The organism is Microbacterium sp. P2_F9 (genome assembly GCF_056403635.1).
In genome coordinates, this window is record NZ_JBFUFC010000019.1 from 20,943 (window position 1) to 33,356 (window position 12,414).

The following is a 12,414-nucleotide window of genomic DNA, read 5'->3' on the forward strand; positions in this document are numbered from 1 at the left end:
GGTGTCAACCCGGACGCTGCCAGGTCACCTGGTTGTCGACGATGGTGCCCCCGAGGCCGGGCAGTACTGGCTCATCGGTCCCCGAGAGACCAAACAGAGCAGTGGGGCTGCCTGGCACAGTCAGGGTGACGGCCGAAAGCGTTCCGCCGGTAACGGTAACGGTGTCGCCCAGCGCATAAAGGTGGTTCGGCTGCCAGGCGGGGACGTTGGTTTCGAGCGTGTCACGCAACACGTCCTTCTGGGGGACATTGAATGCAATGCACGATGAGCCGTTGACGGGCGGCGCTGCGGGGACTGACTCCGTACGTGTGATGACCCCACCACCGTTGATCGTGTACTTGATCGTAAGCGTGCCGTTGGAGCTACTCGCGGCGCCCACGGTGACCAACGCTGCGGCCGGGATGCTGATGCCGGCGGGGAGGATGAACGGGTTCGCCCTGAGCGTCCCACTCGTCGCACTCGGGGGAAGATCCACGAGCGCCGATGCACCGAGGAGTTCGCCGTTGAGCCTCATTTCCGTGATCAGGATCTCAACTTGAACGCTGGAAGCGTTGGTGATGGCCACCTTGAACGCATAGCCCTTATAGGTGGGGTTCGAGTTTCCGGGCAGCTTGCAACCGCCGCCAAAGAAGGTGATGTTCACCTGTGACGCCGCGTATGCGGGTACGGCCGCCGATACTATGATGACGGGCACCGCCCACGCCATGGCCTTGCTAACAGTGCGTCGGCTGACGCCGTTCGACTCACCGTTCCCGATGACTCCGTTGAACTCGGACACGATTCTCCTCTCCGCGGAGTAACAGTGCTCTTTGGGAGAATACTCGTGCACTGAAATTGCGTCCAGCAGTTCGTTCACTGCTGCGGGCTCCGCTCGCGTCCCGGCCACCCCGCGGCGGCCGGCGACTTTCAGTTCGAAGGCGCAGCCCGCGTTTCGTTCTTGCTCAAATCAGTGATGAGGCCCCGCCGGAGCGGGGCCTCCTCACTGACCGGAAGAGTGCGTCAGGTGCTGGGGCGCTGCCAAGTCACTTCGTTGTCCACCACGGTGACGCCGGGGGCCGGCAGCCCCGGTGCCGATCCGCCCGAGTCGCCTTCCTCGGGCGCATCCGGGCCGGTGAAGGAGACGGCTGTTACGAATCCACCACCGAGCGCGACAGTGTCGCCCAGGAAGTACCTGTGGTTAGGCGCCCAGGCGGGGGGCGTGGTTCCGAGCGCTGTGTTCAGCACATTCTTCTGGTCGGTGCTGAATGTACCGCACGATGAGCCGTTAATGGGCGGCGCATCACCGACGGTCACAGTCTTCGTGATGGGCGCAGCGCCAGCGACCTGGTACGTGATGCTTAGTACGCCGTTCTGGCTGTTCGGGGCGCCCGAAGTGACCAATGCCGCGGCCGGGACACTGAGGTTGGGAGGGAGGATGAACGGGTTCGACCTGACCACGCCGACACCCACCAGGCTCGGGGGAAGGCCCACGAGGGCGGTAGAACCCAACGAGTTGCCGTCCAGGGTGAAGTTGGTGATCTTGATCTCGACTGGGACGGAGGAGGAATTACTGACCGAGACCAGGAATGCGTAGCCCTTGTAGGTGGGGTTCGAGTTTCCGGGAAGCTTGCAACCGCCGCCCAGGAAGGTGATGTTGACCTGCGACGCCGCGTATGCGGGCACTGCCGCCGATACCGCGATGACGGGCACGGCCCATGCCATGGCCTTGGTGACGGTGCGTCGGGATACGCCGTTCGGCGCCTCGCTACCGCTTGGTTCGTTGAACTCTGACACGACTTCCCCTCCGAAAGTTTGCTGTGGCGGGAAACGAGTAGACGCTTGGCTCGTCTTCCCCAATTCAAGCCGGTACGGACACCTGTCCGGGACAGCGTCAGCATAGCGCAGGTGATCGTGCCTTGAAAGCCGTGAAACACGATCGACACATGTCGCCCATTACCGCACTGAGGCCGATCCAAGAGTCACCGACATGCGTGAACTATGATCCCTAGACGACGTGTGCCCCTCCCGGACCTTTGGTGGCGCAGAATCCGAGGGTTAAAAGAGATGTCGACCGCACCGCGCGAGCCGAGCACGATCGGACAGTTGCGACAGCTCCTGCGACTCGCTGGCGCGCACCCCGGAGTATGGACGGTGACGACGGTCGCGGCATCCATCATCCTGGCTCTTCTCGACATGCTGGGCGTAGCCGCGATGATTCCCCTGACTCAACTGCTGGCCGGAGTCAGTACCGAGAGCGGCGCGCTCGCGGTGATCGCCGACATCGTCGGGACGGATGATCCCACCACCCTGATTCCGATCGTGGCAAGCGCGATCGCGGTGCTGTTCGTCGGCAAAAGTGCGCTGGCGCTCCTCTTCCGCTGGTGGCTGTTCGGTCAGACCACACGGGTAGGCGCGTTGGTCTCGACCGCGCTAATGAGCCGGTATGTGCTCGCCCCGTACGCCCACCACCGCACACGCCGGCTGAGCGAGGTCTATAGAAACATCACCGCGGCCGTAGGGCAGGCGGTCTCTGTGCTGCTCGCGGTGATAGGCATGTGCACCGACGTACTGATGCTCGTAGGAATCGTGGCCATCTTGGCGATCACCGCGCCCCTCGTCACTCTTCTCACCGTCGCCATGTTCGCCGGGTTCGTCTTCGGGCTCCAACGGATGCTGCGGCACCGCCAGTCCCACCTCGGTGAGGAGATGGCGGAGGCGGGTCTCGAGGCCTGGCAATTCCTGATGCCGGCGCTCGATGGCTTTCGCGAGGCCAGGCTCACTTCGAGCGCATCGATGTTCGTCGACGGATTCCGCGCCTCGCGGCTGCGGGAGGCACGGGCCTCTCGTGAGGCGGGAATCCTCTCCGAGATCCCCCGCTATTCGCTCGAGATCCTGTTCGTGATCGCAATCGTCGGGATCTCGCTCTTCCTGTTCGCGAATGAGCCAGCCGGCACGGCGTTCACGGTCCTGGGCGTGTTCGCAGCCGCTGCACTGCGCGCGCTGCCGACCCTCACACGCGTCTCGACGACGCTCGGCACGATTCGGGTGGGGCGCGTCGGTCTGGGCATCGTGCTGGATGTGGTCGCCGAACTGGATGAGGGCGGCACCCATGAGGAGAGCCCCCGTTCCGAAACGAAGTATGCGGGGGACATTACGCTCGACCATGTGGCGTTCCGCTACCCCGATGCCGCCGAATCCGTCTTCCACGACCTGACCCTGACCATCCCCCGGAATCGGACGACCGCCTTCGTGGGATCCAGCGGAGCCGGCAAGAGCACGCTGCTCGACTTGATCCTCGGGCTGCAGGATCCCACATCGGGCGCAATCCTGTGCGGCGGTCGCTCGGTCTTCGATGACAAGGCAAGTTGGTACGCGTCTCTCGGCGTCGTTCCGCAGGACGTGTTCCTCACGAACGACACGGTGCGCGCAAACATCGCTTTCGGCGTTGACCGCCGAAATGTGGACGATGCCCGCGTCCGGGATGTCGTCGAATTGGCGCAACTCTCCGATCTGGTCGGCGAGCTGCCAGAMGGCCTTGACACAGTCGTCGGCGAACGGGGGGTTCGCCTCTCGGGAGGCCAACGACAGCGCCTCGGTCTGGCACGTGCGCTCTACCGCCGACCTTCGGTGCTCGTACTCGACGAGGCGACCTCCGCCTTGGACAACGTGACCGAGCACGAGATCACCGAAACGTTGAGAGGGCTCAGCGGCAGCTTGACGATCCTCATCGTCGCTCACCGACTCTCTACTGTGCGGCACGCCGACAACCTGGTGTTTCTCCAAGACGGCCGCGTCGAAGCCCAGGGGACCTTCGCCCTGCTTCGCGATCAGAACCTGGACTTCGCACGGCTTGTGGAACTCGGCGACCTGCGTTGACGGCTCAGGAGTATCCGTCGATTGCGATCCACCGAGGGTCGAGCTGATACGCGTCTGACCCCTGCGGCAGTCGGCCATGGAATCCCGGCATAACGATGACGGGCGAGGCGTGCAGTACGCCTGACACGTATGCGCCCCAGTACGAGAAGGTGGAGTTCGTCCCGATGATCCGCCTGGCACTGGCGACCGCCTTGAAATTCGACACAGGGTCGCGGTCGGCGAAATCCACGGTCCTGGAGGCCGCTTCCACCATCTCAAGAAGGTTGTCTCGGCACCAGTCCGGATCATCCGACACGATCAGCGTGCGGTCGACGGATCCCACCCTGGCAAGCGCGTCCTGCACGTATCCGAGTTGGTCGAAGCCATACCGCTCGCGGTGTCCGGGGTCGCTGTAGTAGTCCCCGCGTCGGACGTTGATCACCAGCATCCCTGAGTCATCCGCGTGGATGTAGGGGGCGAGGCAATCGGAGACGAAAGCGTCCATCGTTGGCCGCGTGAAGTCGACGCCGAATCGCTGCTTCCACGAGGTTTCGGCGTCCCACTCCCTGCGATCGTGGAATCGAACGAGATCGCGGGAGACGGTAAGTCCTCGGAGAGCAGGGAACGCGTCGAGCCAGACATCCATCCCGGGCGCCTCGAGCACGACGGTGCGTTCGCCGGCCAGCGTGCGTTGGTGCGCATCGAGCCACAGGTACAGCCAGTTGCCGAACCGCAATCCTGCCGGAGGAGTCGTGATGAGCGTCCGGTCACCGCGCCTCATCGCGTCAAGTGTCGCCGTCGTGATCCGCTCGACGCGCCAAGCCAGATGCCGAGCAGCGCGAGCGGGGAATCGACGCGCGTCCATCGGCTCACTTTACTGCGAGCGGACCCGACGCCTCTGCTAGCGCGAGAGCAGCACCCGCAACTCGCTCCCGGCGTCATCGACGCGAGCGGGCGGAGTCGGCGCCCACCGAGCCTGGCGAAGCATGGCGCCGGCACCCCAGGCGACACCGATTGAGGTCACGCCGAACCGTCGAACCTTGCCCCACAGACCCCGTGCGTCCCCAACCGTGCCGTACTCGCGCCTGATCCACCGGCGAAGGCTCGGCGAGCGGATGCCCGCGTCGCGCGCTAGGAGCACCATGTGGTTCCGTCGCGCGTAGAGCTTGTAGCGGGTGTCGAACCTCTGACCCTTGATATGTGGTCCAGGGAGGTGGTCGACGACGGCATCCGGCACGAACACCGCCCTGCCTCCCGCACGCTTGACCCGCAGGAAGATGTCGGTGTCTTCCCGCATCGCGGTACCCGGGTAGTCATCGCGGAAACCCCCGAGCAGAGCGAGCATCGAGCGGCGGAACGACATGTTCGCGCCGATTCCATGGTCGACATCGGTCACTCCGCCCGGCAGGGAGGCGAAGCCTTCAGTGAGCGACCCATCCGGAAGCAGTCGGCCGACCGGTTGCTCATACGAGTCCTCACCCGGCTGCAGATTGCGGGTGCGCCCGGCGACCGCAGTCACCGTCACATCCGCGAACGCGTCGAGCAGCGCTCGCTGCCACGTGGCCGAGACGACGACATCGTCATCCAGGAAGCTGACGATCTCGCCCGTGACGTGGCGCAGTGCTTCGTTGCGCGATCGCGTCATCCATCCGGCCAGCGCCGGCGCATGCACGTAGAGCGCCGAGGGGTGCAGCTCTTCGACCATCTCGGCCGAGGCTGTCGCCGAGGCATCTACGACGACGATCTCGGTATCGGGCGCTACGTTCGCCTTGAGCGACGTCAGGCACCGCCGCAGGAAATCGCGTCGTTCGTACGTCACGATGCAGATGCTGTGGGTCGTCATGCGGTCCGTTTCCGGGATCACTCGCATCCTCGCAGTCGGTTGGGTGGCACGAGATGCCCGATCGCGCCAGTCTAAACTGATCGAGCCCCGTCCTCCGGGGCATGCGGCAGCTTTTGGGGTGAGCGTGTGGGACGGCCGACGATCAGCGTGATCATGCCGACGAACCGGGGCGGTCCGTACTTCGCCGAGGCCGTAGCCTCTCTCCGGGCTCAGACTCTCGCGGTATCAGACATCCTTCTCGTCGACGACGGCTCGCCGGCCCCAGGGCTCGAAGACGTCGCGCGAGAACTCGGGTTGCGGTACTACCGCCAGGAGCCGTCGGGGATCGCCGCCGCGCGTAATGCCGGCGTGCTCCAGGTCGATTCCGAGTGGGTCGCGTTCCTCGACGACGACGATCTGTGGCATCCAGACCGACTGCGCGCCCAGATGTCTGTGCTGGCTGGCGCGCCGGACGCAATCGCATGCTTCACTGGCGGCGAGTACATAGACGCCGACAGTCGCCCGCTCGGCGAGCCGTGGGGGGCGCCGCCTGCGTCGAACAACGACATGTTCTCCGGCCGCGTCGCGTCACCGAGGATCACGRCGCTCCTTGTCCGACGCGACACCTACCTCGCTGTCGGCGGATGCCGGACACGGATGGAGCCTTCCGAAGACAACGACCTCATTGCGCGTCTCCTGCTGCAGGGTCAGTTCGTCGGCGTGGACCGAGCGCTCGTCTCTTATCGACGGCACGACTCCAATGTCACCGGTAGAAGCCTGGCGGGCCGGCGGGCAGGGATGCTGTCGATGCGCGAGATGCTGAGAACCGCGAAGCAGGACGGCAACACCGATCGGATCGCATTGATGCGCGCTCGACGGCGGACAGTCGTGTCGATCTCCGCCGACCAGAATCTCGCGGACCTGATCGCCGCCGTTCGAGACCGCGAGGTGGGCTACGCGGCGCGCGTCGCCGCTTGGGGCATCTTCACCCTGCCCRTCGCGTCGCTTCATGCCGTCCGTCGACGCCGAGAGAGGCGTCGCAAAGAGACTTGATCAACCTCGCCCCGCGGGCGCCGCATTGGACCATCGGGGCCCGGCGCCTTTCGGCAGGCGCTTGAGCATGTAGTACTCCAAGCGGTAGAGCGCTCGCATTCGCTCGTACTCGAACCTCGTAGACCCGACCCTCCCGAGGACGCCACCGGGAACGTCGTGCGTCCTGTAATGGAGGGTGGTGAGCGTTGCTCTAGGCCTGCGCGTCGCGCGCTGGTTGGCCTCCACCCGATATTCGAATGTGGTCGGGTGCGGGGCATGTCGAGCGGCCGCCATCGGTGCGAAACGCTGGTAGATCTTGCCGATGAGATCGGCGCGACGCAGCAGGAAGAGCTGGTCGCTGAACCCCCAGTTGACGCTGTAGTCCCCAATCCTTCCGACCTCTTCGACCTCGTAGCCGGGCGAGTCGGGCGTGAAGCCCGGCCAGGCGAGGGAAGTGTGAAAGAGCCGGGGGTTGCTCTCGAGGAGTTCGATGCCCGGATCCACCCAGTTCGCCGGGGTCTCAAGCTCGGTCTCGGCGTCCCAGCCGAGGAGCCACTCGGACTCGCATACGTGCGGCATCACGAGCCCGTAGTCGAGCAGATATGGGTGCCGACGGAGCGACCGGCTGGTGAGCCCTGTCCGCTCGAGCACGGGCCCGATGTGATCCGCCACGAATGCGTAGCCCGTGATCTCGCCCCGGCTAAGGAGCGTCTCAGCCCGGGATCGAGCGTCGGACTCTTCGTCGACGTTGTTCACGAGCGCGACGACCTCATCGAACTGCCGCAGATTCGAGTCGACGACCTTGGGGAAGAACCCGGGCGCAAGAACGGACCGATACGTCCGCTCATACGCGTTCACCACGAGGGCGACTCCCACGGTTCCTCCCTTCCGGCATGGCGCATCATTCGGGGAGGCAATGGTAACAGCGTGCGTCGTCCCCGATTTCCTGGCGTCGCACGCCGTGGTGCGACTCCGGCGTCGCTCCGCGACTCAGCGTCGACGGGCACAGTAGACGCGCTCGTATTGATCGGCGACGCGTTCGAGATCGAAGACTGCGGCCCGCTCGAGCGAGCGGGTACGCCAGCGCTCGCGCTCGTCGGGGTCGCGCAGAAGCCGGACGATCGGGGCATCGATGTCGTCGATTGTCGAGAGGATGCCGAACCTGCCGGCATCCGTTACGTATTGCGCTCCGTGATTCGGCGTCGCCACCACGGGCAACCCGGCAGCCATCGCCTCTGCATACGGGATGCCGAATCCCTCGTAGCTGGAAGGCAGGCAGAAGACCCACGCGCGCCGATACTCCGCGGCGAGCGCCTCGTCGTCCAGCCGGCCGAGCACAGTGACGCCGTCGGGAAGTGCAGCGGGGGCATCCTGCGTGACCATTCTGAGTCGGGCGCCTGGGACGCGGGCGCGCACGCGCTCTGCGAAAATCGACGCCAACTCTGCGCCGCGCTTGCGGCCGTGCCACGTCCCGACGAACAGAACCGTGGGGTGCACGTGCTTCGGCTGTGGCGGGTCCGGTGCGAACCGATGTGTATCGACGCCGTTCGGTATGACCGTCTTGACCCAGGGGGTCCACCGGCGCGTCTGCGGCGAGATCAGAACGGTCCGGTCAGCCACCAGGCTCGCAAGAACCTCTGTGAAGCCGAGGAGCACCATCCTCGCCTTCTCTTTCACTCCGCGGATGTGAATGGCCTCCTCGAAGCAGGAGCCGTGCAACGTGCGAACATGCATGGGAACACGGCGACGCCACATCCAATAATCCTCGCCGTGTGCGTGCAGAACCTCATATGAGGAGAGGTCGCGGCGGCGCATCTCGAAAGCGAAGCGGAATGTCCTCAGCGAGCCCCAGAGGGGCACATGCACGTGGTTGTACAGCGCTCCCGGAACGGGGGCACACGGGCTGAAGACGTCTACCTGGTGACCGCGACGCGTCAACTCATTCGCAAGTGCGTCGACCTGGTACCCGACCCCGATCTTGCTCTCGCTGGGCAGGTAGTACGAGATCATCGCGATGCGAAGGGGCGGCACCGGGCTCGGGCTGCTCACGGCGAAAGACCCGATCGCAGGGCGTCACCCCAGCCGTGCCCATGCCGCAAATCTGGCTCGAGGTGGTTCCCCTCCGCCCACTCGTTCCACGACTTCACCCATAGCAGCCGCTCCTCGAGCGGACGGTCGCCGAGTTGTGCGACTGCAGCGCGGACGTTCCGCTCAAAGCCATCGGGCGTCGCACCTGTGACGGCAAGGCCCCGGCGACCTGCCCGTGGGGTGTTATCCCAGTTCGGGAACACGCAAGGCTGGATGCTTCGCCCACGCGTGTAGGAGTCGACGATGGAGTCCGAATACGGCCACACTTCCGGGCCGCCGAAGACCTTACGGCGGGCTCGCATCTTGAGCGTGGTCCACCTCGTGATCTCAGCGGGAAGGCGCATGTAGACTCCGGCGTCGAAGCCATCCGCCTCCACTCGATTGTATCGCGGACCGCGGCCCAGTAAGTCGCTCATCTCCGCCACGAGGTAGAGCCCGTCGAGGCCGGCCCGACGCGCCATCCCCTGCCACCTATCCACGAAAGCGGCGGCATCGGGCAGTTCCTCGGGCCGGAAGACATAGAAGACCGGCTTCCCGTGGACGCGGAGATAACGCGCGTCCCGGAACGCCGGAAGGACGGCCTCGAAGTGCGCCAGGTCGTCCTCCGGGCCGGGGTAGGTCTGCGCCTTCAGCACCTTGTCCACGGCACCGTGCCACGCTCCCGTCCAGGTCTGATTCGCCCAGGCGAGCGCGAACCCGACGTCAGGCTCGCCGCTGGCGAGCACCTCTCGGAACGGGCGATCAAGGATGCGGTCGCCTGCGCCGAACCAGTAATGCCAATACACGAACGCCTCGACGCCGTAGCGACGGGCGAGCTCGGCCTGGGAGTGGCGGGTCTCAGGAACACGCAGGTCGTAGAAGCCCAGATCCGCGGGAAGCTTTGGCTGCTGGTGGCCACGGAAGAGCGCTCGCGCGCGCGCGACATTGGTCCATTCCGTGAAGCCCGGGCCCCACCATTCGTCGTTCTCGGGGATGGGGAAGTATTGCGGAAGGTAGAAGGCGAGTGCGCGGGCGGCGAGGGGCTCGGGGGTCATGTCCAGCTCGCAGTTCCCATCTACTCGGGGCCAGCGGACCGCTGACACGGAAGAGCGATCCGGGCGCCTCGCCGGCCTTTTCATGCTAGCCGTGTTTGGCCTCCGCCTTCTCTCGGTCCCTTTCCTCCAACTGCCGAAGTCGGCGTCAACCCGCTGACTGGTCGAACTCGCCGCCGACCTGGCCGACCTCCTGCGGCTGGCGAGCCGCCATCGTTGATGAAGCTGGCGCGGTGAACTTGGCGGGAGCATCCCCCACAGTCGACTTGACCGCACGACCCCAGCCGGATCGCAATCTCGATCGCAGCCTCACGCGTGACTTCAGCCTTGCCAAGCGCTCGGAGGGACGATTCCAGTTTCGGGCGTAGGCATCGAGCGCACGTCTGCAGTATGCGAGGACGTCCGGTTGACGATCGGCGATCACATCGGCTGCGAGTTCGTGGAGCAGGAACGCGTACTGGCTGTCTCGCGATTGGAACAGGTGGAAAACGCCTCCGCGATAGAAGGTGCCGAAGCCGAAGAGGCCCTCTGCGCCGAGACGCCACTGCGGAAGTGCTGTGGCCCACGGCTCGAGGTACTCGACATCGACACCCTCACGTACCGCCACGTCATGAACATCCTGCGCGATATCGGCGGTCGGTGAGGAGCAGAAGCTCGGCTGCCCGATACTGTCCCAAGTGGAGCGAGCTACCGCCAGAAACATCGGGCCGGTGTATATGCGATCCGAGTCGACGTGTGCGCTTGCCTGGGCACAGCCGAGGATGCCGCCCGCTTCCGCCATGGCGAATGCCCGATCGATGATCGCTGAGTTCAAAGGAATGCAGTCGATGTCAACGAAGAGCGCGGTGTCATCCACTCCCAGATTGCGCATGCGCTCGTCGAGAAAGCGTCCGTGGTGGAGTCCGGTGGCCTCGACCTGCTCAATCTCGTACCCGAGATGCCGGAATACCTCGGCCTGCTCGCGCACGATGGCAGGGTCGATGTTGTCCCAGTAGAAGGACATGATGCGGCGATGTCGCACGATTCCTCCAGGTTGAGAGCGACCGCGGCGTCGACCGTGGATTGGCAGACCCACGTTCTGCGATTTCGCTGGCGAGAGCCTTGTCTGATGATAGTTGGCTCCGTGGGTGCGCAGTGGCGACGGCTCGACCCGGTCCCAGCTCCGCGGTTTGCGGACCGAAGAGGCCGGCGTTCGGCGCTCACATCGATGCCCGGAGCCTTGTTGCCGTGTCAAGGCCCCTCGCCCGGGAGGGGACGGATGCCGCGTCCCGAGCGAACGGCGCGCAGCACCCGCTGTAGTGTCAAGGCGTGACCGGTGCGGAGCGGATGTCGCGTGTTGCCGTCATGGCTCACTTCGACCCGCACGGGGATGTCGCCCCGCATGTGGAACGCACCATTCTCGCGATCAAGACTGTCGTTGACCGCGTACTCGTGGTATCTACGTCGCAGCTCACCGAGAGCAGTCGCTCGTGGCTGCGCGCGCACGCAGAGCTTCTCGAACGACCCAACGTGGGTCACGACTTCGCCAGCTACCGCGCGGGCCTGGATCATGTCGGCTTGCACGGCCTGACCCGACTGATCCTCCTGAATGACAGTGCGGTTCTCCCGCTGGAGGACCTGCAACACATGTTCGCCCGGATGGATCGGCGCAGGGCCGATGTGTGGGGGCTGACGCCCGGGTACGGATTCTCCCCCCACCTCCAGTCGTACTTCCTGGTGTTTGGTCGAAAAGCCTGCGAGTCCACCGCATTCCGCGGGTTCTGGGATGCTGTTCGGACGCTGGACAGCCGTGACGAAGTGATCACACGGTACGAAGTGGGGCTGTCGACGGACCTGCGAGACGCCGGGCTTCAGTTGGCGCCATACTTCCGTCCGTCGTACTTCGACCGACTAGTCGGCGCCGCGCGAGTCGACCACCGGGCGGCTGCACATCTCCTCTCTGAGAGGCGGTGGAGAAAGCTCGGGGGATGGGCCAAACGCGTGTTCGCACACGCGCGAACGCCGGAGTGGAATGCGGCCGCTGCGCTTGCAGACCGGGCATTGGGTTCCTCGCCGCGCTTACCCGTCGTGAAGCTTTCCACCTTGCGCGATGACCCTTACGAGCTCGACGCTCCGGCCCTGCTGTCGGCATGTGAGGCGCGTTTTCCGATTGAGTTCGACGGAGTGCGCGATTACCTGCGGCGGGTCGACGCGTTCTACGGCGATCGCTGGCAGAAAGCGCAGCGCATCGAGCCCGGGGTGGTCCGCTACCGAGTCCCCCGACTGGCAGCCGAGGAATAGGCCGCGCAAGCGCGATCGTCACACAGGGCGTGAGGGCGTTCCTCAGGGGCGTCCTGCACGGAGCCTGTGAACAACGTCTCGCAACCACGGAAGCCGAGCCGCAACGTGGGCGCGAAAGCGTTCACGCCGTCTCCCAGATGGCGGCCACAGCAGACGGGCGAGAGCACCTACCGCGTTGTGGAAGTTGGGATCGCGGTATTCAGGCGCGCTGAGCAGTTCCCGAAACAGGTGATCGTGCAGCTTTCCATCCAGGCGGCCAGCGAGGCCCTCTGCTACGGGAATCACTCCTCCACCGAGCCGAAGCGCGACGGCCGAGGAGAGGAACGG

General features: G+C 65.1%; 12 protein-coding genes. 4 read left to right on the forward strand and 8 right to left on the reverse strand.

What is annotated here, in order from left to right:
- Positions 1 to 4: 4 nt before the first annotated feature.
- On the reverse strand, positions 5 to 778 hold the full coding sequence (locus AC1DVT_RS03695) for a hypothetical protein (protein ID WP_477386626.1): 774 nt from the start codon (positions 776 to 778) through the stop codon (positions 5 to 7).
- Between the two features lie 221 nt (positions 779 to 999).
- A complete protein-coding gene (locus AC1DVT_RS03700) occupies positions 1,000 to 1,773 on the reverse strand; it encodes a hypothetical protein (protein WP_477386628.1) in 774 nt (257 codons plus the stop codon).
- 270 nt (positions 1,774 to 2,043) lie between these two features.
- Between AC1DVT_RS03700 and AC1DVT_RS03705 the strand changes: the two genes are divergently transcribed.
- On the forward strand, positions 2,044 to 3,855 hold the full coding sequence (locus AC1DVT_RS03705) for an ABC transporter ATP-binding protein (protein WP_477386630.1): 1,812 nt from the start codon (positions 2,044 to 2,046) through the stop codon (positions 3,853 to 3,855).
- 4 nt (positions 3,856 to 3,859) lie between these two features.
- Here the strand turns inward: AC1DVT_RS03705 and AC1DVT_RS03710 are convergent, their stop codons facing one another.
- Together AC1DVT_RS03710 and AC1DVT_RS03715 are read right to left on the reverse strand one after the other, a co-directional pair.
- The gene (locus AC1DVT_RS03710; protein ID WP_477386632.1) at positions 3,860 to 4,699 is read right to left on the reverse strand and encodes an alpha-1,2-fucosyltransferase; all 840 of its coding nucleotides are present in this window, start codon (positions 4,697 to 4,699) and stop codon (positions 3,860 to 3,862) included.
- Positions 4,700 to 4,735: 36 nt separating this feature from the next.
- Positions 4,736 to 5,677 carry a glycosyltransferase family 2 protein gene (locus tag AC1DVT_RS03715; RefSeq protein WP_477386634.1) on the reverse strand — a complete coding sequence of 314 codons (942 nt, stop codon included), beginning with the start codon at positions 5,675 to 5,677 and terminating at the stop codon, positions 4,736 to 4,738.
- 147 nt (positions 5,678 to 5,824) lie between these two features.
- On the opposite strand from AC1DVT_RS03715, the gene AC1DVT_RS03720 reads away from it, so the two are divergent.
- Positions 5,825 to 6,709, forward strand: a complete 885-nt coding sequence (locus AC1DVT_RS03720) for a glycosyltransferase family 2 protein (protein WP_477386647.1) — start codon at positions 5,825 to 5,827, stop codon at positions 6,707 to 6,709.
- Here the strand turns inward: AC1DVT_RS03720 and AC1DVT_RS03725 are convergent, their stop codons facing one another.
- From AC1DVT_RS03725 to AC1DVT_RS03740, 4 genes are all read right to left on the reverse strand, one after another.
- Positions 6,710 to 7,564, reverse strand: a complete 855-nt coding sequence (locus AC1DVT_RS03725) for a hypothetical protein (protein ID WP_477386636.1) — start codon at positions 7,562 to 7,564, stop codon at positions 6,710 to 6,712. It lies immediately after the preceding gene.
- 114 nt (positions 7,565 to 7,678) lie between these two features.
- Entirely contained in the window at positions 7,679 to 8,737 is a 1,059-nt protein-coding gene (locus AC1DVT_RS03730; RefSeq protein WP_477386638.1) for a glycosyltransferase family 4 protein, read from the reverse strand.
- Positions 8,734 to 9,810 carry a glycosyltransferase WbsX family protein gene (locus tag AC1DVT_RS03735; RefSeq protein ID WP_477386640.1) on the reverse strand — a complete coding sequence of 359 codons (1,077 nt, stop codon included), beginning with the start codon at positions 9,808 to 9,810 and terminating at the stop codon, positions 8,734 to 8,736. The genes AC1DVT_RS03730 and AC1DVT_RS03735 overlap by 4 nt, the downstream gene beginning before the upstream one ends.
- A gap of 145 nt (positions 9,811 to 9,955) precedes the next feature.
- Positions 9,956 to 10,810 (reverse strand): hypothetical protein, encoded by an 855-nt coding sequence (locus AC1DVT_RS03740; protein ID WP_477386641.1) that lies wholly within the window; start codon positions 10,808 to 10,810, stop codon positions 9,956 to 9,958.
- A 305-nt stretch (positions 10,811 to 11,115) separates the two neighbouring features.
- Here AC1DVT_RS03740 and AC1DVT_RS03745 point away from each other — a divergent pair, with 305 nt between their 5' ends.
- Positions 11,116 to 12,087, forward strand: coding sequence for a rhamnan synthesis F family protein (locus AC1DVT_RS03745; protein ID WP_477386643.1), 972 nt, complete (start codon positions 11,116 to 11,118; stop codon positions 12,085 to 12,087).
- Positions 12,088 to 12,153: 66 nt separating this feature from the next.
- A partial coding sequence (locus tag AC1DVT_RS03750; protein ID WP_477386645.1) for a hypothetical protein occupies positions 12,154 to 12,414 on the forward strand: 261 nt, incomplete at its 3' end.